The 23,400-nt window shown below is 66.5% G+C and carries 20 protein-coding genes and 3 pseudogenes; 19 read left to right on the forward strand and 4 right to left on the reverse strand.

Translation table 11 applies throughout. The features are described 5' to 3' along the window. Nucleotides 1-104: 104 nt before the first annotated feature. Nucleotides 105-1,181, forward strand: coding sequence for a group II intron reverse transcriptase/maturase (gene ltrA, locus ACFU5K_RS17665; protein ID WP_384062255.1), 1,077 nt, complete (start codon nt 105-107; stop codon nt 1,179-1,181). A gap of 197 nt (nt 1,182-1,378) precedes the next feature. Here the strand turns inward: ltrA and ACFU5K_RS17670 are convergent, their stop codons facing one another. After that, nucleotides 1,379-2,716: an MATE family efflux transporter gene (locus ACFU5K_RS17670; protein WP_384062257.1), complete on the reverse strand. Its 1,338-nt coding sequence runs from the start codon at nt 2,714-2,716 to the stop codon at nt 1,379-1,381. 476 nt (nt 2,717-3,192) lie between these two features. Here ACFU5K_RS17670 and dnaB point away from each other — a divergent pair, with 476 nt between their 5' ends. The 6 genes and pseudogenes from dnaB to ACFU5K_RS17700 all read left to right on the forward strand — a co-directional run bounded on the left by dnaB (nt 3,193) and on the right by ACFU5K_RS17700 (nt 11,446). Continuing rightward, nucleotides 3,193-4,650 carry a replicative DNA helicase gene (gene dnaB, locus ACFU5K_RS17675; protein ID WP_384062346.1) on the forward strand — a complete coding sequence of 486 codons (1,458 nt, stop codon included), beginning with the start codon at nt 3,193-3,195 and terminating at the stop codon, nt 4,648-4,650. Nucleotides 4,651-4,849: 199 nt separating this feature from the next. Continuing rightward, on the forward strand, nt 4,850-5,557 hold the full coding sequence (locus ACFU5K_RS17680; protein WP_384062260.1) for a TnsA-like heteromeric transposase endonuclease subunit: 708 nt from the start codon (nt 4,850-4,852) through the stop codon (nt 5,555-5,557). Next, nucleotides 5,554-7,683, forward strand: a complete 2,130-nt coding sequence (locus ACFU5K_RS17685) for a transposase (RefSeq protein ID WP_384062262.1) — start codon at nt 5,554-5,556, stop codon at nt 7,681-7,683. The genes ACFU5K_RS17680 and ACFU5K_RS17685 overlap by 4 nt, the downstream gene beginning before the upstream one ends. After that, nucleotides 7,680-8,798: an AAA family ATPase gene (locus ACFU5K_RS17690; protein WP_384062265.1), complete on the forward strand. Its 1,119-nt coding sequence runs from the start codon at nt 7,680-7,682 to the stop codon at nt 8,796-8,798. Before ACFU5K_RS17685 ends, ACFU5K_RS17690 begins: the two co-directional genes overlap by 4 nt. Then, nucleotides 8,795-9,187 (forward strand): annotated as a pseudogene (locus ACFU5K_RS17695) (TniQ family protein); the annotation flags it as partial. The gene ACFU5K_RS17690 and the pseudogene ACFU5K_RS17695, both read left to right, overlap by 4 nt. 243 nt (nt 9,188-9,430) lie before the next feature. Continuing rightward, nucleotides 9,431-11,446 carry a LysR family transcriptional regulator gene (locus ACFU5K_RS17700; RefSeq protein WP_384062347.1) on the forward strand — a complete coding sequence of 672 codons (2,016 nt, stop codon included), beginning with the start codon at nt 9,431-9,433 and terminating at the stop codon, nt 11,444-11,446. Here ACFU5K_RS17700 and ACFU5K_RS17705 read toward each other — a convergent pair. Continuing rightward, nucleotides 11,441-11,833 (reverse strand): hypothetical protein, encoded by a 393-nt coding sequence (locus ACFU5K_RS17705; protein ID WP_384062267.1) that lies wholly within the window; start codon nt 11,831-11,833, stop codon nt 11,441-11,443. The genes ACFU5K_RS17700 and ACFU5K_RS17705 overlap by 6 nt on opposite strands. A gap of 100 nt (nt 11,834-11,933) precedes the next feature. On the opposite strand from ACFU5K_RS17705, the gene ACFU5K_RS17710 reads away from it, so the two are divergent. Next, nucleotides 11,934-12,236 (forward strand): hypothetical protein, encoded by a 303-nt coding sequence (locus tag ACFU5K_RS17710; RefSeq protein WP_384062350.1) that lies wholly within the window; start codon nt 11,934-11,936, stop codon nt 12,234-12,236. 22 nt (nt 12,237-12,258) lie between these two features. On the opposite strand, the gene ACFU5K_RS17715 is transcribed toward ACFU5K_RS17710, so the two are convergent. Beyond that, entirely contained in the window at nt 12,259-13,053 is a 795-nt protein-coding gene (locus ACFU5K_RS17715; RefSeq protein WP_384062270.1) for a DUF6193 family natural product biosynthesis protein, read from the reverse strand. Nucleotides 13,054-13,674: 621 nt separating this feature from the next. On the opposite strand from ACFU5K_RS17715, the gene ACFU5K_RS17720 reads away from it, so the two are divergent. The 8 genes and pseudogenes from ACFU5K_RS17720 (at nt 13,675) to ACFU5K_RS17755 (ending at nt 21,544) form a co-directional block, all read left to right on the forward strand. Next, on the forward strand, nt 13,675-14,403 hold the full coding sequence (locus ACFU5K_RS17720; RefSeq protein WP_384062352.1) for a TnsA-like heteromeric transposase endonuclease subunit: 729 nt from the start codon (nt 13,675-13,677) through the stop codon (nt 14,401-14,403). After that, complete coding sequence (locus ACFU5K_RS17725; protein ID WP_384062272.1) at nt 14,396-16,474, forward strand: Mu transposase C-terminal domain-containing protein; 2,079 nt, start codon at nt 14,396-14,398, stop codon at nt 16,472-16,474. The genes ACFU5K_RS17720 and ACFU5K_RS17725 overlap by 8 nt, the downstream gene beginning before the upstream one ends. Beyond that, nucleotides 16,468-17,538: an AAA family ATPase gene (locus tag ACFU5K_RS17730; protein ID WP_384062275.1), complete on the forward strand. Its 1,071-nt coding sequence runs from the start codon at nt 16,468-16,470 to the stop codon at nt 17,536-17,538. Before ACFU5K_RS17725 ends, ACFU5K_RS17730 begins: the two co-directional genes overlap by 7 nt. Further along, nucleotides 17,522-18,409: a TniQ family protein gene (locus tag ACFU5K_RS17735; RefSeq protein ID WP_384062278.1), complete on the forward strand. Its 888-nt coding sequence runs from the start codon at nt 17,522-17,524 to the stop codon at nt 18,407-18,409. Before ACFU5K_RS17730 ends, ACFU5K_RS17735 begins: the two co-directional genes overlap by 17 nt. Before the next feature lie 12 nt (nt 18,410-18,421). Further along, complete coding sequence (locus ACFU5K_RS17740; RefSeq protein WP_327122119.1) at nt 18,422-18,832, forward strand: VOC family protein; 411 nt, start codon at nt 18,422-18,424, stop codon at nt 18,830-18,832. Between the two features lie 94 nt (nt 18,833-18,926). Next, on the forward strand, nt 18,927-19,109 hold the full coding sequence (locus tag ACFU5K_RS17745; RefSeq protein ID WP_327122118.1) for a hypothetical protein: 183 nt from the start codon (nt 18,927-18,929) through the stop codon (nt 19,107-19,109). A 352-nt stretch (nt 19,110-19,461) separates the two neighbouring features. Continuing rightward, the gene (locus ACFU5K_RS17750) at nt 19,462-20,079 is read left to right on the forward strand and encodes a TnsA-like heteromeric transposase endonuclease subunit (protein WP_384062282.1); all 618 of its coding nucleotides are present in this window, start codon (nt 19,462-19,464) and stop codon (nt 20,077-20,079) included. Further along, nucleotides 20,076-21,544 (forward strand): annotated as a pseudogene (locus ACFU5K_RS17755) (LysR family transcriptional regulator). Before ACFU5K_RS17750 ends, ACFU5K_RS17755 begins: the two are co-directional and overlap by 4 nt. Before the next feature lie 10 nt (nt 21,545-21,554). On the opposite strand, the gene ACFU5K_RS17760 reads toward ACFU5K_RS17755, so the two are convergent. Beyond that, entirely contained in the window at nt 21,555-21,932 is a 378-nt protein-coding gene (locus ACFU5K_RS17760) for a hypothetical protein (RefSeq protein WP_384062285.1), read from the reverse strand. Nucleotides 21,933-22,032: 100 nt separating this feature from the next. On the opposite strand from ACFU5K_RS17760, the pseudogene ACFU5K_RS17765 reads away from it, so the two are divergent. The 3 genes and pseudogenes from ACFU5K_RS17765 to ACFU5K_RS17775 all read left to right on the forward strand — a co-directional run bounded on the left by ACFU5K_RS17765 (nt 22,033) and on the right by ACFU5K_RS17775 (nt 23,353). Continuing rightward, a pseudogene (locus ACFU5K_RS17765) lies at nt 22,033-22,335 on the forward strand (hypothetical protein). A gap of 67 nt (nt 22,336-22,402) precedes the next feature. After that, nucleotides 22,403-22,888 (forward strand): hypothetical protein, encoded by a 486-nt coding sequence (locus tag ACFU5K_RS17770; RefSeq protein WP_384062288.1) that lies wholly within the window; start codon nt 22,403-22,405, stop codon nt 22,886-22,888. 84 nt (nt 22,889-22,972) lie between these two features. After that, nucleotides 22,973-23,353, forward strand: coding sequence for a hypothetical protein (locus tag ACFU5K_RS17775; RefSeq protein ID WP_200695357.1), 381 nt, complete (start codon nt 22,973-22,975; stop codon nt 23,351-23,353). The last annotated feature ends 47 nt before the right edge of the window (nt 23,354-23,400 follow it).

Below are 23,400 nucleotides of genomic sequence, written 5' to 3' on the forward strand. Positions count from 1 at the left end.
GGGGAGATATCTGGCCGCCAGCGGGGAGATCTTGCAGGCCGCCAGCGGGGCGAAACCGCGGCCGCCTACGGGGAGAACTTCAAGGCCATTGACAGGTCCGTCAGGTGATTATCCCGAAGCCTGGCGGCGGCGAGCGGATGCTGGGGGTGCCGCGGGTGCTGGACCGCTTGATCCAGCAGGCCATCGCGCAAGTGCTCATGCCCATTTTCGACCCGGAGTTTTCGGGGTCGTCCTTCGGTTTCCGTCCTGGCCGGTCCGCTCATCAGGCGGTCCGGGTCGCGCGGCGGGCGATCGAGGACGGCAACCGGTGGGTCGTGGACGTTGACCTGGACCGGTTCTTCGACCGGGTCCAGCATGACGTTTTGATGGCGCGGGTGGCGCGCAAGGTCAGTGACCGCAGGGTCTTGAAGCTGGTCCGCAGGTACCTGGAAGCCGGGATCATGGTGGACGGCGTGAAACAGCCGAGCGCGGAGGGAACCCCGCAGGGCTCCCCGTTGTCGCCCGTGTTGTCGAACATCATGCTCGACGACCTGGACCGGGAACTGTTCAAGCGCGGTCACAGGTTCGTGCGTTACGCCGACGATCTGCGGATCTTCGTGCGGAGCGAACGGGCCGCCCACAGAGTGCTCGCCTCGGTCACGGCCGTGGTCGAGCAGCGGCTGAAACTGAAGGTCAACCGGGAGAAGTCGAAGGTGGTACGGGCCTCCGCCGCAACGCTGCTGGGGTTCGGCTTCTACTTCACCCGGAGCGGGGTGAAGATCCGGGTCGATCCGAAGGCGCTGGCGCGCTGGAAGGACCGCATCCGGGAGCTCACCTCACGCCGGTGGAGCATCGCGATGGACGAACGTATCGCGAAGATCAACCAGTACATGGCCGGATGGATGGGCTACTTCCAGCTCTCGGACGCCTCCAGGCCGTTCCGGGACCTGGAGGAATGGCTCCGCCGCAGGATGCGGCAGATCCGCTGGAAGGAATGGAAACGCTTCGCGGCCAGGCGCCGGAACCTGCTCGCACTCGGGATCCCCGAGCGCGCCGCCCGTGAATGGGCGAGCAGCAGCAAAGGCTACTGGCGGATCGCGGGGTCTGCCGTCCTTCAGCGGGGGCTGCCCAACTCCTACTGGGACGACCTAGGCCTGAAGATGCTCAAGCCGACCTGGCAACGGTTGAGATCAGCCCGATGAACCGCCGGATGCGTGACCCGCATGTCCGGTGGTGTGGGAGGAGGGCCGGGCGACCCGGCCCTCCTACCCGATTCACGTGAAACGGGGCTGGTTGAAATACCGTGCACTGGTCACCCGTGCACCGGTCACTCGGCACCGATCACCGTGTCTCGGTCAGCGTGTCACCGATCACCGTGTCTCGGTCAGCATGTCTCGGGTCAGCGTGTGGCACCGGTGACGATCCAGCGGCCGGAACGCATACGCCACCAGAGGGTCACCAGCCGTACTCCCATCATCAATGTCATCGCCCCCCAGAGAGCGGTGAGCCCACTCTCGAGGCTGGGGACGAGGAGTGCGAACGGAGCGAAGACTGCCAGAGTCAGGATCATGGCCCAGGCGAGGTATCGACCGTCACCCGCCCCCATGAGCACTCCGTCCAGCACAAAGACCACACCGCAGATCGGCTGGGAGAGGGCCACCACGAGTAGTGCAGGGAGCAGAGCGCTCTGCACGCCGTCGTCGCTGGTGAACAAGGGGACGAACAGCGGTCTGGCGAGGACGATCAGCAAGCCGAGTGCCAACCCGGACATGATCCCCCACTGGACCATCCTCCGGCAGGCCTCGCGGGCGCCTTCCGTGTCGCTCGCTCCCAAGTACCGGCCGATGATGGCCTGACCCGCGATGGCGATCGCGTCGAGCGCGAAAGCTGTGAGACTCCAGAGCGACAGGATGATCTGGTGCGCGGCGATATCCGTGTCGCCGAGTCGCGCGGCCACCGCTGTGGCGATGAGCAGGACCGCGCGCAGCGAGAGCGTGCGGATCAACAAGGGAACGCCCGCTTGTGCGCTGGCGCGGATACCCGCTAGGTCCGGACGCAACGAGGCTCCATGCCGACGCGCCCCGCGTACCACGACGATCAGGTAGACGAGCGCCATCCCTGCCTGGGCGACGACCGTTCCCCATGCGGACCCCGCGATCCCGAGTCCTGCGCCATAGACGAGGGCGACGTTGAGGGCGCCGTTGGCCGCGAATCCGCCGATCGCGACGTACAGAGGCGTGCGGGTGTTCTGTAGTCCGCGCAGCACACCCGTGGCCGCCAGGACGATGAGCATCGCGGGAACGCCGAGGATGGAGATCCGTAGGTAAGTGGTGGCATAAGGCGCAGCGGTGTCGGACGCACCGAAGGCATCGACCAGCCATGGGGCCAGGGGGAGGGCGAGAGCGACTACCGCCGCACCGATCAGGAGGGCGAGCCAGATGCCGTCCATGCCCTGGCGGATGGCGGAAGCGAGATCGCCCGCGCCGACCCGGCGGGCGACGGCAGCTGTGGTGGCGTAGGCGAGAAAGACGAAGACGCTGACCGCGGTGGTCAACAGGGCCGCTGCGATGGCCAGGCCGGCCAGTTGCGGGGTGCCGAGATGGCCGACGATTGCGCTGTCGACCATCACGAAAAGCGGCTCCGCGACGAGCGCGCCGAAGGCGGGAACAGCGAGAGCGATGATCTCGCGATCGTGCCTGCGGGGAGACGGCCGCTGGCCGGCTGAGGCCTGAGTCATGGGGGTCAATCTAATCTTCCACAGGTAAGAGATGCAAACCTCTTGGGGTCCTTACTCGATCCGTTGTAACGACCTCCGTTGGGGGCGGGTTACGGTGATCTTGAACTGAGGGCAAAAGTTTTTCTCTCCCACAGGCCGTGGACGAAGAAAGGCCAGGTCAAGCGCTCCACGGGTGAGGCGGTATGAGTTTGTCCACAGTGCTGTCCCCCGGTCCGTGCACAGGTTCTGCCGAGTTCTCCACAGCATCTGGTCCGTCGTCCACATGCCCTGTGGATAACCAGATTGGCTGACGGTGCGGACGGGCCTACCGTGGTGCGGCGCCCGCACTTCGTCTCGGCTTGAAAAACCGCAGAACCTGACGCGCCGGAACCGGAGTCGGGCGTCTTGTTTGTCGGTGCCGTGCCGTAAGAAAGAGTGGCACGGCTAGGTCCGCGACGCGGACGGGAGGAGGTGGCCCGGTGAGCATTCCCGAGCCTTTGGACGATCCCTGGGCCGACGTCGGTCCCAGCGACCGTCTGCCCGTGTCCCGTCAGCGCCGAGGAGAGGGCAAGGGGCGCGACGAGCAGCACGAACGGGGGCGCGAGAGCGGCTGGGACGGCGGGTCGTCCGGCTTCGAGCGGGTGCCTCCGCAGGATCTCGACGCCGAACAGTCCGTCCTCGGCGGCATGCTCCTCTCCAAGGACGCCATCGCCGACGTTGTGGAGATCATCAAGGGACACGACTTCTACCGGCCGGCCCACGAGACCGTGTTCACGGCGATCCTCGACCTCTATGCAAAGGGGGAGCCGGCCGACCCGATCACCGTGGCGGCCGAACTGGTCAAGCGCGGTGAGATCACCAAGGTCGGCGGAGCGCCGTATCTGCATACGCTGGTCCAGTCCGTGCCCACCGCGGCCAACGCCTCGTACTACGCGGAGATCGTCCACGAGCGGGCGGTGCTCCGCCGCCTGGTCGAGGCCGGCACGAAGATCACGCAGATGGGATACGCGGCGGACGGCGACGTCGACGAGATCGTCAACTCCGCCCAGGCCGAGATCTACGCCGTCACCGAGCAGCGCACCAGTGAGGACTACCTCCCGCTGGGCGACATCATGGAAGGGGCTCTCGACGAGATCGAGGCCATCGGGTCCCGTAGCGGCGAGATGACCGGTGTGCCCACCGGCTTCACCGATCTCGACGCCCTGACGAACGGGCTGCATCCCGGTCAGATGATCGTCATCGCGGCCCGTCCCGCCATGGGTAAGTCCACGCTGGCCCTGGACTTCGCCCGTGCCTGCTCGATCAAGAGCAACCTGCCGAGCGTGATCTTCTCCCTGGAAATGGGGCGAAACGAGATCGCGATGCGCCTGCTGTCCGCCGAAGCACGTGTGGCGCTGCACCACATGCGGTCGGGCACGATGACCGACGAGGACTGGACGAGGCTGGCCCGGCGCATGCCGGACGTCTCCGCCGCCCCGCTCTACATCGACGATTCGCCGAACCTGTCCATGATGGAGATCCGGGCGAAGTGTCGTCGCCTCAAGCAGCGCAACGATCTGAAGCTGGTGGTCATCGACTATCTGCAGCTGATGCAGTCCGGAGGCGCCAAGCGGGCCGAGAGCCGTCAGCAGGAGGTCTCGGACATGTCCCGAAACCTCAAGCTCCTGGCCAAAGAACTGGAGTTGCCGGTCATCGCCCTCTCCCAGCTGAACCGTGGACCCGAACAGCGCACCGACAAGAAGCCGATGGTCTCCGATCTGCGTGAGTCCGGTTCCATCGAGCAGGACGCCGACATGGTGATCCTGCTCCACCGTGAGGACGCGTACGAGAAGGAGTCGCCCCGTGCGGGCGAGGCGGACCTGATCGTCGCCAAGCACCGTAACGGCCCGACGGCGACGATCACCGTGGCGTTCCAGGGCCACTACTCGCGCTTCGTGGACATGGCGCAGACCTGAGAGGTGTCTGTTGTAGGATCTCAAATTTCGTGTCGGAATCTCACGGTCGATGTCGGATTGAAGTCGGATCCGACACTGAGCTGAGATTCGCAGGTCGCTGCCGTACCTCGTTCGAGTGAAAGTGTTGCTGGTGTGCTCCCGTCGGCGTGTTGGACGGGAGCATCGTGCTGCCGAGGGCAACTCCAACTCGGGAGTGGGGATGGAAGCGACGGTCAGCTTTCGTGGGCACGTTGGCGGGGTTGAAGAGTGTTCCTGGGCCTCTGTGGCACCGGCGTTGCTGCAGACGGCTCATCCGTGGCGGACGTTTCGCTGGTACAGGGACCAGAAGCACTACTCGGGCACCTACTGGTCGGCGACGATGCGCGACCACGTGATCTACGAGTCACGACTTGAGCTGTCGCGTCTGCTCTTCGCCGATTTTGATCCGTCCGTACGCGCCATCGTGGCCCAGCCCTTTCTGCTGCAGACGGTGCTGGAGGGGAAGGTGCGTCGGCACATCCCGGACTACCTCTTGCTCACCAGGCAGGTGCCGGTAGTTGTCGACGTCAAGCCGCTGCAGCGGTTGTCCAAGCCGGAGGTGGCGTTCACCTTCGACTGGACCCGGAGGGCGGTGGAGTCGCGGGGCTGGAAGTACGAGGTCTGGAGTGAGCCTCCGGCCGCAGAGCTGGAGAACATCCGGTTCCTCGCGGGTTACCGCAGGGACTGGCTGTTCAACCCCGAGATTTTGGAAGCGCTGCGGGATGCAGATCTCGACGGACTCCTTCTGGGACAGGCCATGGGGTGTCTGCCCAATCATCCAGAACCTCAAGTCCGTTCCGTTATCCACCATTTGCTCTGGACGCAGGCTTTCGTAACCGATCTCGACCGGCCCCTCGGCCCTTCGCACATCCTGCGGAGGCCAGCGTGAGCAGGGCGGCGACTCGAGTCGGAGTTGGTACGCGCTTCCGCTACGACGGGGAATCCGTCGAGGTGGTGGAGATGGCCGCGACCACGGCGGGCAACGAAGTAGTTCTGAAGGATGGCCACGGGCGGCTTCTACGACTGTCGCTCAAGGAACTGCTGTTCTCTGACCGTGCCGCGATCAGTCCTGATGGCCCGGGACCGTCCGCGGATGACGAAGGCGAGATCGCCTCCGTGGTCCTCGGGCAGCTCGATGCGGAGGCGAGGCAGAAGGTCCTGGAGCGAGCTGGGCACGTCCGCGAGGTGCTGACCGGTTATCGCTCCGGCAGCGGGGAGTTGGCGGCCGGGGACGAGCCGAAGGCCGCCTACGCCACGGCAGTGCCGATGGAAGCGAGGAAGGCGGCGAAGGCGGCGGAACTTGGCGTGACGACCCGCACCATTGAGCGCTGGGTCGCTGGGTTTCTTCAGCATGGTGAGGCCGGGCTTGCACCGAGGGGAACGCGGTCGGAACGGTCACGGATCTCGGTCGATGACCGGTGGGTGGAGACCGCGGTGGAAGTGATGGTAGAGCACACCGACCAGTCGCGGCCGTCGCGGACGGTGGTGATCGAGCGGACCCGGGCTCGGGTGATCGCGCGGTTCGGTGAGGGCGTGGTGCCGCAGCCGAGCCGGGCGACGGCCTTTCGCCTTCTGGAGGAGCTGGAGCGACGTCATCCGCTGTTCCGGCTGAGTACGAAGCGGAACCGGGATATCGCTGGTCGGCCGGAGGGTCCGTATGGGAAGCTGCGGCCGACGCGGCCGGGCGAGTATCTGCTGATGGACTCCACGCGCCTGGACGTCTTCGCGTTCGACCCGCTGACCCTGAAGTGGGTTCAGGCCGAGTTGAGTGTCGGGATGGACTGGTACTCCCGCTGCATCACGGGGATCCGGCTGACTCCGGTCTCGACGAAGGCGGTGGATGTCAGTGCGGTGCTGTTCCAGTCGTTTCGGCCGCGGCTGGCGGGGCGGGACTGGCCGCGGCACGCGGTCTGGCCCGAGCACGGCATTCCCCGCACCGTCCTGGTCGACGTCGAAGGCGCCACAGGGCCGGGCCTGGCCTCGCCTCCTCTGGTTCCCGAGACGCTGGTCGTCGACCACGGCAAGGTCTACGTCTCGGAGCATTTGACCAGCGTCTGCCGACGGATGGGCATCTCCATCCAGCCGGCCCGGCTCCGGACGGGCCGCGACAAGGGGCCGGTCGAGCGCTACTTCCGGACCCTGCGGGAGGGGCTGCTGCAGGTGCTGCCCGGCTACAAGGGGCCCGACATTCACTCGCGGGGCGAGAGCCCGGAGGACGACGCGTTCTTCTTCCTCGACGAGCTTGAGGCGATCATCCGGGAGTGGACCGCGGCGGTCTATCACTGCCGGCCGCACTCGGGTCTGGTTGATCCGGGCCTGCCGGGGCTGCGGATGTCCCCGGCGAAGATGTTCGAGCACGGCATGGCCCGGGCTGGCTACATCGAAGCACCCCGCGACCGGGACCTAGCTTTCGAGTTCCTGCAGACGAAGTGGCGCACGGTCCAGCACTACGGGGTCGAGATCGGCCGCCGCCGTTACAGCGGCCCCGGCCTGCCGGAGCCGGGCGTCCGCAGCCCCTACGACGGTCCGGTCAAGAACGGCTGGCCTTTCCAGGTGGACCCCGACGACATCACCCGGATCTACTTCCGCGATCCGGCTACTCGGGCTTGGCGCACGCTGGTCTGGGAGCACGCGCCGTCGGCCGAGATGCCGCTGAGCGAGGACGCGTTGACGTTCGCCCGGCAGCTGGCGGCCTCGAAGTATCGCTTTCCTGACGACCGGCTTGCCGTCGCTGATTTGTTGGAGCGGTGGAATCTCGGGCTGGGCACCACGATCGCCGAGCGGCGCATGGCCCTGCGGCTCTCGCGCGAGCAGGCCGCCATCGAGCTTCCGGAGAGTGAGGCGGAGACGGTCGTCTCGCTTCCGTCCGTACGCAAGGCCCTCGGCCAGGACGAGCAGACCGCGGAACTGCGGGAGCCCGACGTGGTGACGGAGACGGGGGATGACGACGAGGCCGATCTGGAGGACCTCGCCGGGGAGGACGACTTCTACGCCGATGCCCTGGAGGACGTGTGAACGACGGCAGCGTTCCGCATCCGGGCAGTCTTGCCTTGTCGCGGAAGGAGGACTTCAAGGCGTTCGCAGAGAGCCCTCGCCGCAGCCGGCCCGACCTGCTGACCCGCAAGCAGCTGAAGTCCCTGCCCACACAGGCGCGGGCGGACTACGACCGTCAGCGCCGGCAGTGGCACGCGAACATCGGCCCGGTCAAGACGCCGCAACTGACAGAGCTCCATGAAGACCTATGGGACATCGTCGACAGCAATGAGCAGGACGGCGACAAGGCCAAAGGTGCAGTGGCCGTCGACGCGTTCCCGGGGCTGGGCAAGACAACCTCGGTGCTCGCCTTCGCCCGCGACTTCCACCAGCGGGAGATCGAGGAGTCGGGAGCGTTCACGAGCCAAGGGCACGAGCGGATCCCGGTCTGCCGGGTCGGACTGACCGGGAACACCGGAATGAAGGATCTCAACCGGGCCATGCTGGAGTTCTTCGGACACCCCGGACAGATGCGGGGGACCACCGCCCAGTTCGGACGGCGGGTGCTGGACTGCGTGCTGTCCTGCGATGTCCGCCTGGTGGTTCTGGACGATCTGCACTTCTTGAAATGGGGACAGAAGAGCGGCATAGAGGTGAGCAACCACCTGAAGTGGATCGCCAACGAGTTCCCGGTGACGTTGCTGATGGTGGGGGTCGAGCTCGCGAAGAAGGGCCTGTTCGGCGAAGGAACGAACGGGCGCGACACAGCTCTGGCCCAGACCGGCCGCCGCACCACCCGCCTCGGGCTTCGTCCGTTCACCATCGATACGGAGGCCGGTCGTCGGGAATGGCGGCAGATGCTGCTGGCCCTCGAACAGCGCGTCGTGCTCACCGACAAGCACCCCGGCATGGTCGCGGACGACCTGTCGGACTACCTCTTCGCCCGCAGCACCGGACACATCGGCTCGCTGATGACGCTGATCAACCGCAGCTGCCAGCGGGCGGTCCGCACCGGCGCCGAACGTCTTGACCAGGAGCTCATGGACAGGGTGAAGAACGACGAGGCATCCGAGGCTGCCCGCCTCGAACTTCAGGCCGCGCTGGAGAGGAAACGGCTGACCAGTCGTCCGCGGCCCCGGAGCCGACGACCCACATGAGAACGCCGGTCCGCACCCTGCCGATCCGGCTGCCTCCACTGCCCGGCGAGGCCCTGGACTCATGGCTGGAGGCGACGGCCAGCCGGATGGACACCGCACTCGGTGATGTCCTGCTGCACTTCGGCTTCCCGGTCCGGCACCGGGCCGGAGACCAGTTCAGGGGCATCCCGGCAGACTGGACGATCGTCCTCGACGAACAGCTGACCAATGCCGTCGCGCACGCCACCGGGACGTCCCCGGAGACAGTCGCTGCCCTGACCTTGGCGCATTACGACGGACGGGCCCTCCACATGAGTGCCGGAGGCCGGGCCGTGTCACGGCACGTCCTTTGGGGCCGCGGAGGGGGATCCCGGTTCTGCCCGAAGTGCCTTCTTGCCACTGGTGGGCGATGGCAATTGTCCTGGAGGCTCGGATTCTCCTTCGCCTGCACCCGGCACCGCAGACTGCTGGCGGACTGCTGCCCGCACTGCGGGAGGGTGCTGCGGCAGCGGCCCCGTTCCGGCCGGTCGGTCCCTCAGTCCGAATTCTGCGGCAATCCACCGACCCGCCCCACTCGCTCGTTTTCGGCTGGCTGCGGCACCGATCTGACCCGCGCTTCGACGCTTCTCCTGTCTCCTGGCCATCCGGTTCTCATGGCACAAGACCGAGTGATGGAGATCATCGACGGGTCACCGGCTGCCTTCGGCCCCTACCAAACCTCTCCCCAGCCGGCATCGGCGGTGCTGGCGGACATCCGGGCCCTGGGCATCCGCGTCCTGAGCGACCTGCCCGCGGCTGTCCTACGAGAACAGATCCCCGCTGACATCGCAGAAGCGCACCTCAGCACCGGTGCGGTCTCCCCGCACACCGGACAGACGATGGAACGTCCGGGGTTCATGGCCCCGCCCCGAGCCGCAGACACGGCCGTCGCGGTCACCATGGCCCTGAGCATCCTGGAGCAACCAGGAATCCACCCAGCCGGCGAGGCCATGCGCGGCCTGCTGGAAGCAGTACGCGAGGAACTCACGCAGATCTCGGCGACCAGCATCGACAACTGGGGCAGGGGCATCAGCCCGGTGCTGCAGTCCGTGCACCTGGCCGCCCTCGCCCCTTCCCTCCGCCCCAGCGAATACGTCCGCTACCGCATCACGACCGAGACCCCCCGCCGACCGGCCAGGACCACTCGGGACATCGAGCAGCGAGCCAGGAAGATCCCCACGATGTTCTGGCCGCCCTGGACGATCCGGCTCGCACCACCTGAAGGAATCCATGCGCGGGCTCTGGCCCCCGTTCTCGCCGCCCTGCTGCTGATTCCCGACAGCCGCACATCCCTGGACCAGGCAGCCGGGCTGATCGGCGACGCCATCGACGGCACTGAGGTCTCACGCCTCCTCCAGGAACTCGACGACCTTCCGCAATGGCCGGACACCGCCACTGCCCTGGACCGGCTCGCGGACTACCTCGATGCCAACAGCACCCCCATCGACTACGGCCGGCGCCGACTCCTGGACTACACCGGCCTGCTTCCTCACGACCGCTGGCTGGAGATCTGCCGCCGCACCGGAACACCACCAGGAACCGGACGGCGCGAACGCATCGCACGCAGCCAGCTCTTCCAACGTCTCAGCGGCCTGCCCGCCGAGTCTGTCCCCGACGAACTGGGCGGGCTCGACAGCGCAGAGTTCCGGGCAACGTCCTTACGGTTCACCGCGCTTCAGACCCCCGAACTCGCGCACGCCCTCCAGCAGGAAGCCCTCAACTTCCTGGCCTCACACCACATCCACGACGAGCCCGTGACCTGGCAGCCTCCCGCCACCCTGCTGGCAGGGCTCTCCCTTCCCGGCCCCGACCCGGCACACGTCGACCTACCCCGCCTGCACCAGCTCGTCCGAGAACGCCAGCACCCCGTTCAGCACGCCGCCCAGGTCCTGGGCACGACCGTCGAGGCCATCCGACATGTCCTCGACGAACATCCAGCCCCTGCACCCCCGCTGACGACGAGCACCGCCAGGGCCACCGGCCGCATCCGGCAGCAGGCCCGGCAAGCCCTTCCGGCAGAGCGCTTCACCCGGCTCTACCTCGACGAGTACCGGTCCCTCCAGCAGATCGCCACCCTCACCGGCTTCTCCCGCAGAGTGCTGACCGATCTCGCCAAGGAATACGGCATCCCGCTCCGAGGGCCCCAGGACCACAAGCGCCGCGGCACCATCGAACGGGTCTGGCTCATCGAGCAATACGTCCACCGCCGCCGGACTCTGCCAGACCTCGCCCGCGAAACCGGCATGAGCCCCGCGAACATGGCCCGCTGGGCCCACATCCACAGCATCCCGCTGCGATCACGCGGAGGAGCCAGCCATAGCCAGGCACTTCGCGCTGCCGACCAGGCTCATCGAGCGCCGCGTCTCCTCCGGCCAGCACTAGTCGGTCAGGGTGCCAGTGAACGCTTGAGCCGGTTCGCGGCTGCATCCGCCTTTCCCAGCCTCGGCGCGGCGGCGAGCGGCCTCGGTCTCAACACCTTCACCCTCGTCGCGCAGATCAACCGGATCGAACGAGAGCTCGGCGGACCGCTGCTGGTCAGAGCCCAACGAGGCCGGCCCATGACGCTGACCCCCTTGGGGAGGAGGGTGCTCAGAGCTATTCGCACGTCTCAAGATGGTGCAGGGTCATGAAATCCGGAGTTTACTCCAGGCGGAAAGGCGACGAAAGGCTCCGTCGAACTCTCCCGACGCAAGAAGTTCGGCGATCACGCCCACCATGCCTTGGATGCCAGGGTCCCGAACGATCAGCCCGTCCGAGCACCAGAAGCTCCGGCCCCCTGCCGCTTCTCCGGTCCCCTCCCACTTCCTCATCAGCCGGTCCACCTCGGCGAGGGTGAAGATCGTCGCACTCCAGCGAGAGCCATCGGGAAGGTGAACCTCGACATCCACATTGCAGACCTCATCGAGCACCTCGTCAGGGCTCGGGAGGAACAGAGCCTCGAACCCTTCGGCGAGGACACGGTAATAGGGGCCGTCCCATCCGGCGCCGGTCTGCAGTTCGCTCGTCGTGGTGGTCACAGCAGGAGCATCCCAGTAGTCCAGATGACGATCCACAGGAATTGGACACCGCAGCGGCTGGCGTGCAGACCGCCGCCATCATGGGCTCGTGAAGACATGGATGCGCTGCTACTGGGACGAGGAAGACACCTGGTTCTACTTCGAGGTCGACGCCGAAGGCTGGGTGATCCGGCAGATCGAACTCGAAGGGCCCGAGCTGACCCCGATCGCAGCTGCCTCTCTCGCCGAGTGGCAGCGGGCATACGACGCAGGCCGCCTCGACGAGTACGACAACAGGTTCGGGATCACAGCCGAACAGCCCGTCTCCGAGTGGGAAGGCCACGATCCGGAGCAGCTGACCTTCGACGAGTTCGAGGAGGTCTGGAACTCCGCCCGTCGGCAGATCGCAGCCCGGCCGTCATGAGATCGGACGGGTGGAGGAGGAACTACGAAGACTGTTGATCGTTGACAGTGCCGGCGACTGCTGGTCCGCAGTTCGCCGGAAGCCCGCCTACCACCAAAGCGATCGCGTGCTGAGCGGTGTCCGCCTCACCGATCACTCTTCCTCGTGAGGGGCCACAGACTCGATATCGCCCGTCGCTCAGCGGATCGATGAACGGCACGTCCCATGAGTACGGGAACCCAGTGCAGGTTGTGAAATGAAGCGACCAGTGGCTGGTGAACGGAAGCAGCTGGCGCAGCTGTCGCTCGGCATGCGCAAGCTCGGCAACCTTCAGTGTCCGATGGGCGAGCTCCAGACGGTCCGAATCTTCGCGCAGGCCTTCAAGGAGCAAGCGCCACTTCACTGCGACTGCCTCGGCCGGACCCTTTTCATGGGCTTCGGCCAGCTCGGTGACCTTGACGAATGGGCTCACCTCGCGGATCTCTTTGAGCCTCAGGCCGTTCCGCCATGCCTCCAGGGCCCGTGCCATCTCGCCCAAGTCCTGAGTCGCGCCCGAGACCAATTGCACCCCCATGGACCAACCGCTGAAGATGAACCACCGCTCCACAGACCCCAGGCTGATCCAGCACGCCTCACGGTCAGCCACCGTGCTCTCGACGCCTGCCGACCGGAGCGGGTTCGAACCATCCACAAGAACCCTGCCCAGGGAGAGACCGAGCTCAGCAGCCACGGCCTCCAGCGCTCCGGCGAAACTGCCGGCGGACGCCAGGTCTGGATACAAGGAAGCATCGGCCGGGAGTGGCTCATGCGGGGCAGGGGGCGTCGCGTTCGAGGTCACCGAGGCAGCCTGCCCCACGTGTGGAGGAATCTGCCACGTCCGTGAGATTGATCAAGCCCGCCACGCCGTGAGACTCAAAGAGAAGCTGCAGGTCAGAGCGATGCTCTATGACACGAGCCGCAGGATCCTACATCTGTGTAGGGTCTCAAATCTCGTGGCACAGTCTCATTCGATCTTGGCACATGACGGCATATTTGTGAGACGCGCAGGTCAGGGGCCTGCGCCTTCGCAAAGCGCGGAGGAAGTGCCACGTTTCGTGAGACTGAGCCGTGTGCCATCGCCGTGAGACGGATTGAAAGCCGCTGGTCAGCGGCCCGGCCTGTGCCACGGGCCGCGAGACCCTACAGTGTCTTTGTAGGGTCTCAAATTCAGCTTCATAATCTCAGGGTCGACTGCATATGGATGGCACTTATGCAGCCATCATGAGACTCGCAGCTGTCCTGTCGCACCGCGGTTGTCGGATTCTCACCGCTTCTCGTTCGTGGTGGCGGATTCTCATTGCGTCGCGCACTGAGCGATGACGTTTGCCCCGTACGTGGGGTTTGATCTCATTTCCCTGGTCCGGTTCTCGCTGTACCTGTCACCGTCGTTTTCGGCAGGTACGCGGAGCCGGGGGTGGCGATGGATCTGGGTCTGGTCGATGTCGAGTGGGCGGACGGTGAGGGTGGCGGGCTGCGGAAGTCCGTGCTGGAGGCGGTGTCCCGGGTTCGGTTCGAGTCGGTGCTCCCGGTGCGGCGGTTCCCGTCGTATCGCGGGCAGCGGCACTTCACGGGCTGGTACTGGGCTGCGACAACGCAGTCGCTGGTGGGGTTTGAGTCGTGGCTGGAGCGGGACCGGGCCATGCTCCTCGATCATGACCGGCGGGTGGTGGGGCTTGCCTCGCAGCCGTTCCGGGTGACATGGCAAGGAGAGAAGCGCCGGATCTCGCATACGCCGGACTACTTCGCGCGTCTGGAGGACGGCTCGGGCCTGGTCGTCGATGTCCGGCCGGCGGACCGGGTCGGCCCGGAGGACGCGGTGAAGTTCTCGGGGACCGAGGCGATGTGCCAGGAGATGGGCTGCTGGTCCTTCGCGCTGGTGCACGAGCCCGATCCGGTGGAGATGGCCAACGTCCGCTGGCTGTCGGGCTATCGGCATCCACGCAACCGGGTCGGCGACGTCGCGAGACGGCTCATGGACGCCTTCGACGACCCGCGGTTACTCATAGACGGTGCCCAAGCAGTGGGGGACCCGCTGTCCGTCCTGCCGACGCTTTACCACCTGCTGTGGTGCGGGGACCTGAGCCTTGACCTGGCGGTGCCGCTGGGAGACGGCTCCATGATCGGCTGCGCGGCGGTGAGTCATGGCTGAACTGGCACCACGCGGAGTTCTGCGGGTCGGGGACCGGATCCGGTTCGAGTGCCGGAACCAGCAGGTCATCGGGCTGGAGGGAACGGCCTTGCGACTGCTCAGCGACGAGGGCGACACCAGTGTCATGGCTGCCGGCTACGTGATGGCGGCCGCCGATTTCGAGGTGCTGGACCGGGGGCCGGAGGCGGTCCCGGAACGAGTCCTGCCGCCGTTCGCGTTGGTGGACGCGTTGCCGCCGTCGGCCGTCGAGCAGGCCCGGTTCTGGGAACAGCACGTGGTGGAAGTACTCACCGGGCTGCCTCCGGACGCTCCGGAGGGCACGACTCCTCGGCCCGAGTACGACCCGGCCTGGCGGACGCTGATGGAGCGAGAAGCTGCCAAAGTCGCCGAGCTGGCGGCCGGCGGGCAGCAGATAAGCAAGCGGACCTTTCTGCGGATGCGGCAGCGCTACGAGGCCGAGGGGTTGTGGGGACTGGTGGACGGCCGGTCCCGGAAACCGCCGGCCCCGGTCCCCGGCACCGGACGGACGGACGAGCGCGTGGTCGAGGCGGTCACCGAGGCACTGGCCGGGCAGACGGACCTTTCGACGGGCGACCGCAAGCGGCTCATGCTGCAGGCCGAGCAGATCCTCGCCGCGAAGCACGGCGAGGAAGCAGTGAAGCTCCTGCCGACGAGGGCGACCTTCTACCGGCTGGTGAACAGCCTCGCCAAGAACAACGAGTCCTTCGGGCCGGCCACGGTCCGCCGTCAGCGGGCTCTTCGGCCCGTGGGGCCGTTCACCCCCTCCATGGCCGCCCGACCCGGGGAGATCGTGCAGATCGACTCCACGCGGCTGGACGTGATGGCGGTGCTGGACGACGGAGTCGTGGCCCGTCCGGAACTGACGATCGCGGTCGATGTCACGACGCGCACGATCTGCGCGGCCCTGCTCAGGCCCGCGGGCACGAAAGGCGTCGACGCCGCGGTGCTGCTGGCAAGGATGCTGGTTCCCGAGCCGATGCGGCCGGGCTGGAGCCAGACCCTGGCGATGTCGGACTCGATCCTGCCGCACCAGCGGCTCATGGCGGTGGACGCGCGGTTGGAGAAAGCAGCGGCCAAGCCGGTCATCGTCCCGGACACCATCGTGATCGACCACGGAAAGGTGTTCGTCTCCGACACGTTCTCCTCCGCCTGCTCGCTGCTGGGGATCTCCCTGCAGCTCGCCCGGCCCAGGACTCCGACGGACAAGGCGATCGTGGAGAGGACGTTCGCGTCGATCAACTCGCTGTTCTGCCAGTACGTCGCGGGCTACACCGGCTCCGATGTCACCCGTCGCGGCAGCGACCCGGCCTCCGAGGCGGTCTGGACCCTGGCCCAGCTCCAGGATCTCCTGGACGAGTGGATCATCTGCTGGCAGCAGCGTCCGCACGAGGGTCTGCGCAACCCCTATATGGCGGGGCGGACGCTGTCGCCGAACGAGTCGTACGCCATCGCCGTCGCCCGCGCCGGATACTTGCCCGTCGCTCTGTCGGCGGAGGACTACATCGAACTGCTGCCCGCGGTCTGGAGGGCCGTCAACGACTACGGAATCAAGGTCAACTACCGCACCTACGACAGCCCCGAGCTCAACCGGCTGCGGAGGCAGCCGTCCGGGGTGACGGGCAAGCAGGATCTGTGGGAGGTCCACTACGACCCCTACGACGTCTCCCGCGTCTGGGTACGGCGAAGCGACAGCCGCCGGTGGATCGAAGTCCCGTGGACCCATCTACCCATGGTCCGGGCCCCGTTCGCCGACTTCACCTGGCGTCACGCACGCCAGCTTCTCGCCGACCAGGGCCGCGACGACACCAGCGAGACCGCCGTCGCCCAGGTCCTGGCCAAGCTGCTGCGCAGGTCGGGGAAGCCGCCGGCCGGATCGGAGCAGGTCATGGCCCGCACCAGGGCAGCCCTTGAGGCCCCTGCACGGCCCGCACTCCCGCCCGCCCGGTCCGCCGATGCGGACGACAGCGAGAACGAGGGTCCGGAGGAGGCGCCGGTCACCCCATTCGGCGTCTTCAACCCTCTGGAAGAGGAAGGGAATCCGCTGTGGTGACTCCGCCCGACGCCCATGATGACGAGCACAACCCGCTGACCACCAAGGACGGCTGGAGACAGTTCGTCGACGACGCCCCGGTCTGTCCGCCGATGCTCTCGCTACGGGCCTTCAAGGCCCTGGCCGAGGAGAAGCGGCTCGCTTACAACGAGCCCCGGCTGGACTACCACTCCCGGCTCGTGATCGTGGCCACCCCCACCGTCCGCAACGTGTTCACCACCGGACGCCGCCTGGTCCTGCTCAACCGGCACCAGATCTCCGGCCGCCGCGGGCTGATCGTCACCGGCCAGGCCGGGACCGGCAAGACGACGGCCATCGCCCAGCTCGGCCGTCACCATGAACTCCTGGTCCGCAAACGGCTCGGCCCGGCCGCCGCAGGGCGGCTGCCGGTCGTCTACGTCACCGTCCCGCCCCGAGCCACCCCGAAAATGCTCGCCATCGAGTTCGCCCGGTTTCTCGGCCTCCCGGTCGTCCGGCAAGAGACCCAGACCTCCATCACCAACGCCGTTTGCGACCTGCTGATCAAAATGCGCGTCGAGCTCGCGCTCGTTGACGAGATCCACAACCTCAACCTCGCCACCCAGGCCGGGGCCGAAGCCTCCGACCAGCTCAAATACCTGTCCGAGCGGATCCCCGCCACCTTCGTACTCGCCGGCATCGATGTCGCCGCGAGCGGCCTGTTCAGCGGTGTCCGTGGCCAGCAGATCGCCGGCCGATACACCGTCACCGACACCGAACCGTTCGCCTACGGCACCACCGCACAGCGGCAGAGCTGGCGGAACCTGATCGCCTCGCTCGAAGACGCCCTGCGACTCCACCGGCACAAGCCCGGCAGCCTGGTCAAACTCGACGGCTACCTCCACGAACGCACCGACGGCGCGATCGGCAGCCTCTCCCAACTCGTCCGCGGCGCCGCCCTTGAGGCCATCATCAGCGGCAGCGAGGCCATCACCCGCAAGACTCTGGAGACCATCGAGGTCGACCAGACCGCCGAGGACGCCCGCCAGGAACACCGCCGCAACCGCCGCCCCCGCCGCCGGAGGCCGGATGCCGACGCAGCCTGACCAACTCCGCCAGCTGCCCATCGCTCTCGGCCCCGTCCATAACGAGACCCTCGGTTCCTATCTCCACCGCCTGGCCGTCGCCAACAACCGTCCCGCGGGCTTCCTCGCCCGCCTCCTGGGTCCGCTGCCGCCGGAGTTCTCCCCGCTCAGCAACACCACAGCCGGCTGGGATCCCCACTCGCCTGAACGTCTGGCCACACTCTCCGGGCGTCCAACGTCCCAGCTCGCCTGGGCCCTGCCCGCGCTCGCCGACTTCCTCAGCACGCGTGATCCCGGGCGGCGGACGGAACAGCTGATCAGCCGCCCCTGCCGCTGCTGCACAGCCCGCCGCAGCCCCACCGCTTCCGTGGTCATCACCCTCGCGCCCGCCCACGTCCACCTCTGCCTGCGGCATCACCTTTGGACCCGCTCCACTCACGACATCCCGATCGTCTCCTTGCCGGAAGTCATCGAGGCCCAGCGTCGACTCGACCAGCTCGCCCGCCGTCACCGCAAGGTCCGACAAGCCCTCGACATGGCGCGGAGAATCGTCGAGGACTGGTCCGCCTCCGGAATGCCGATCGACCTCGGAAAGGAGTGGACTGACCGCCTCGACCGAGTCGAAGCTCTCGCTGTCAGCAAGAAGGTCTCGGCTGAGGACCGCAGTCGCCTCGCGGCGTTCCCCGAGATCGTGATGCTGACGCACCTGATCCTCGACCCGCCCACAACCGCCCTCGACCCCAAAGAGCTCTACCTGGCAACAACCGCCGAGCTGAGCCGACGATTCGCGCGGATCTACACCACCCTCGGAACCCAGGACCCCCTCTACCGGCGCTTCTGTCTCTATCGAGATCGCGACTGGCCTGTCTCGAAGTCGGGTGTGAGCTTGTGACAAGATCGCGGGATGCTGCGACTCACCGATTTCATTATCGACTGCCCGGACACGATGAAGCTGGCGGCTTTCTACTCCGAGGTGACGGGCCGTCCGATCAAGGAAGGCAGCTCCGAGGACTGGGCTGGCATCCAGTTCGGCGAGATCGAGCTGGCATTCATCCGGGTGGACGACTATCGCGCTCCGCAGTGGCCCGACAGCGAGCACCCCAAGCAGTTCCACCTCGACTTCGAAGTGGACGAGATCAAGTCCGAGCAGCTCCGCGTCCTCGACCTCGGCGCGACGCTGAGGCAGGACTTCATCGGCCCCAACGGCTATGGCTGGCAGGTCTACACCGACCCGATCGGCCACCCCTTCTGTCTGTGCCGCAACAAGGGCGTCATCTGGACCGACCAAGGCCCGATCTGGCCCAAGCGCGACTAATTAGTTCCGGTCATGGAGAAGAGCGACATCACGATCAAGCTCACCCCCGACGAGGCCGGCCCTGGTCCTCTCGGACTGGCTGGAGCGAGTACAGATGACAGATCTCAGCCGCCTGGTCGACTATCCGGCCGCATGGGCCCCGATCCACAAGATCGCGGGAACACTGGACAAAGCGCTTCCTGGAAACTTCGCCGCCGACTACGCCGAACGTCTGGAAGCGGCCTGGCACCGTCTCCGGACGGCCACGGGCAGCCTTGCCGAAGAGCGAGACGGCTGAGCTGTCCTTGCCCAACACCAGCGCGCTTCCGTGAAAGCCATGCCGTTTGAGAACGCCGGCCCGCGGCGTTCTCAAACGACATGGCAACCCAGCAGGTCAGCGGCCCACGATCTGTCAGCTGCACTGCGACAGGACACGCAGCTCGGAGCCTTCGCTCTTCCGAGTGAAGGAAAGTGCCGACCCCTCCACGCGGCGAGCGAGCACTGGCACCTTGGCTACACGGAGAGTCACTCGTGTTGTGGGCTGGGGGGTGCGGTGGACATCGCTGCGACTGTGAGCATGCGTCGTCGGAACGGCCAGGTCGTCGAAGATCGGTTCTGGGCTACCGAGCCAGCCAGGTCTGGCTTCGACCATGCCCTGGCGGACGTTCCGCTGGCACAAGGGCCAGAAGCACTACTCGGGCACCTACTGGTCGGCGACGATGCGCGATCACGTGATCTACGAGTCGCGCCTGGAGCTCACCCGGTTACTCTTCGCTGACTTCGATCCTGCGGTACGCGGCATCGTTGCCCAGCCCTTCTTGCTGAAGGCGGTGCTGGAGGCGAAGGTCCGTCGGCACATCCCTGACTATCTCCTGCTCACCGGGCAGGTTCCGGTGGTCGTCGACGTCAAGCCGCTGCACGAGTTGTCCAAACCGGAGGTTGCGTTCACCTTTGACTGGACCCGGCGGGCGGTCGAATCACGTGGATGGAAGTACGAAGTCTGGAGCGAGCCCCCGGCCGCGGAGCTGGAGAACATCCGGTTCCTGGCGGGCTATCGAAGGGATTGGCTGTTCAGCGCCGAAGTCTTGGAAGAGCTTCGGGAAGCTGAACTCGACGGTGTCCCTCTGGGGCAGGCCGTGGGCTGTCTACCGGATCGTCCGAAACCTCAAGTCCGCTCCGCTATCCACCATTTGCTCTGGACACAATCTCTTGTCACCGACCTCGATCGGACGCTCAGCCCTTCGCACGTTCTGAGGTGGGCGGCGTGAGCAGGGCGGCGGCTCGGCTCGGGGTCGGTACGCGCTTCCGCTACGACGGGGAGGCTGTCGAGGTGGTGGAGATGGCCGCGACCACGGCAGGCAACGAGGTGGTCTTGAAGGACGGCCAGGGGCGGTTGCTGCGGCTCTCACTCAAGGAACTCCTGTTCTCCGACCGTGCCGCTGTCAGCCCAGACGGACCGGGGCCGTCAGCTGACGACGAAGAGGAGATCGCTTCGGTCGTACTGGGCCAGCTCGATAGCTCAGCACGGGCGAAGGTTCTTGAACGCGCCGAACACGTCCGGGAGGTTCTGACGGGATACCGATCTGGATCCCCGGAACTGGCACGCGACGGTGAGCCGCGCCCGGAGTATCGCCCGGAGCGACCGTGGGAGGCGCGATACACGGCCAAGGCCGATGAGCTGGGGGTATCTCTTCGCGCCGTGAAGCAGTGGTCGCTGATTTCCGTCGTCGCGGAGAAGCCGGGCTCGCACCGAAGAGGGCAACGGGGAAGCCCCACTCGGGAGTTGACGACCGGTGGGTGGAGACGGCGGTTGAGGTGATGGTCGAGCACACCGATCAGTCACGGCCGTCGCGGACGATGGTGATTGAGCGGACTCGGTCTCGGGTGATTGCGCGGTTCGGTGATGGGATTGTGCCGCAGCGAGTCGGGCGACGGCGTTTCGGCTGCTGGAGGAGCTGGAGCGACGCCATCCGTTGTTCCGGTTGAGTACGAAGCGGAACCGGGATATCGCCGGTCGGCCGGAGGGTCCGTACGGCAAGCTGCGGCCGACGCGGCCGAAGAGCGCCGCCAGGGCCACCGGCCGCATCCGGCAGCATGCACGGCAAGCCATTCCGGCAGAGCGCCCTGACCCGGCTCTACCTTGACGAGCACCGGTCCCTTCAGCAGATCGCCACCCTCACCGGCTTCTCCCGCAGAGTGCTGACCGATCTCGACAAGGAGTACGGCATCCCGCTCCGCGAGGGCCCCAAGGACTACAAACGCCGCGGCACCATCGAACGGGCCTGGCTCATCGAGCAGTACGTCCACCGCCGCCGGACCCTCCCGGACCTCGCCCGAGAAGCCGGGATGAGCACCGCGAACATGGCCCGCTGGGCCCACACCCACAACGTCCCGCTGCGATCACGCGGGGGAGCCAGCCACAGTCAGGCACTTCGCGCTGTCGACCAGGCCCATCGAGCGCCGCGTGTCCTCCGGCCAGCACTAGGCGGTCAGGGTGCCAGTGAACGCTTGAGGCGGTTCGCGGCTGCATCCGCCTTTCCCAGCCTGGGCGCGGCGGCGAGTGGCCTCGGTCTCAACACGTTCACCCTCGCCGCGCAGATCAACCGGATCGAGCGAGAGCTCGGCGGACCGCTGCTGGTCAGAGCCGAACGCGGCCGGCCCATGACGCTGACTCTCTTGGGGAGGAGGGTGCTCAGGGCTATTCGCACGTCTCAAGATGGTGCGGCGTCGTGAAATCCGGAGTTCACTCCGGGTCGGAAAGGCGATGAAAGGCTCCGTCGAACTCGTCCGACGCAAGCAGTTCGGCGATCACGCCCACCATGCCTTGGATGCCAGGGTCCCGAACGATCAGCCCGTCTGAGCACCAGAAGCACCGGCCCCCTGCGGCTTCTCCGGTCCCCGCCCATCTCCTCATCAGCCGGTCCACCTCGGCGAGGGTGAAGATCGTCGCGCTCCAGCGAGAGCCATCGGGAAGGTGAACCTCGACATCCACATTGCAGACCTCATCAAGCACCTCGTCAGGGCTTGGAAGGAACAGGGCCTCGAACCCTTCGGCGAGGACACGGTAATAGGGGCCGTCCCATCCGGCGCCGGTCTGCAGTTCGCTCGTCGTGGTGGTCACAGCAGGAGCATCCCAGTAGTCCAGATGACGATCCACAGGAATTGGACACCGCAGCGGCTGGCGCGCAGATAGCCGCCATCATGGGCTCGTGAAGACATGGATGCGCTGCTACTGGGACGAGGAAGACGTCTGGTTCTACTTCGAGGTCGACGTTGAGGGTTGGGTGACCCGACAGATCGAGCTTGAAGGGCCTGAGCTGACCCCGATTGCAGCCGCCTCCCTCGCCGAATGACAGCACGCCCGCGACACAAGCCACCTCGACGAGTACGACAACAGGTTCGGGATCACAGCGGAACTGCCCGTCTCCGAGTGGGAAGGCCACCACCCGGAGGAGCTGACCTCCGTCGAGTTCGAGGAGCTCTGGCACGACGCCCGTCGGCAGATCACAGCCCGGCCGTCGTGATTGCTAGCCAGGGGCGGTCAAGGGAAACGGGGCTGCGTGGGATCGGGGAGCCGGGCAGCATGGCGATGTGGCTGATCTTCTATGGGATGACGTGAGCTGTTTCTTCGAACCGGACTCGATGGGGTCGCTGCCGGACCTGCATGTCCCAGGCTGTTCGGTGCAGGACTGGCAGGCGGTCCTCGATCTTGTCGGCGAGAGGGGTTGGAAGTGCCGGTACTCGGAAGGCGGGACAGTGTTGCCGGTGCCCCGGGCGGAAACCGTGCTGTCTCGTCCGGCGGACGCTGAGTGCCCGGACCTGCGGGTCTGGCCGGCTCCAGATGTTCTGGCGATCTTTCGCTTCCTTGACGACAAGGTCATCGACTTCGACGTTGACCTGCGGGAGTTGCAGGGGCAGCAGCGACTTGATGTCTTCTGCGGCTTCCTGCGGGAGATCGGGCGACGCCTGGGCAAGCCCGTCATGATGGATCCGGAGGGCGACTACGGGCATCCGGTGCTCGGCTTCGATGTCGAGGCCGATCGAGTCGTCCTCATGGCAGATCCGCTGATCATGTGACCGCGGCCCCTGCCCCGGGGCCGATAGTCACTTGCCGCACCCGCGCTGCCGGCTCGATCATGAAGTCTTGATCGAGGAGGCTTCGTGGGATTGTGCCTGTTCCCTGGGGATGGTGACCTCACCAGCCCGGATGTCAGCTGGTCCTACTCGGGTTTCAAGGCCTTCCGCCAGCGGCTGGCGCAGTCCGAGGGGTTCGCACTGCCGGACATGTGGGGTTTCGGCGGGGACCGACAATGGAGCGAGATCACATCGACGCTTGAGCCTCTGCTTGACCATCCTGATGATGCCGGCGACCTATCCGCTGCCGACTGCGCCAGGGTTCTGCCCCGGCTGGCCGAGATCATCAGGAAGTGGGAGACCGAGGAAGGCGACCCCACTCTCTTGCGGCACATCGAGGATGCGCGACAGCTCGTGATCGTATTGAAGTTCTGCGTCGACTCGAACGTTGAACTGCTCTTTGGATGACCTTGGGGGACCTCGGCTGCGAGCTGCGGTGGCTGCGAGGAAGTGAC

The organism is Streptomyces sp. NPDC057428, from assembly GCF_042803195.1.
Classification (GTDB): Bacteria; Actinomycetota; Actinomycetes; order Streptomycetales; family Streptomycetaceae; genus Streptomyces.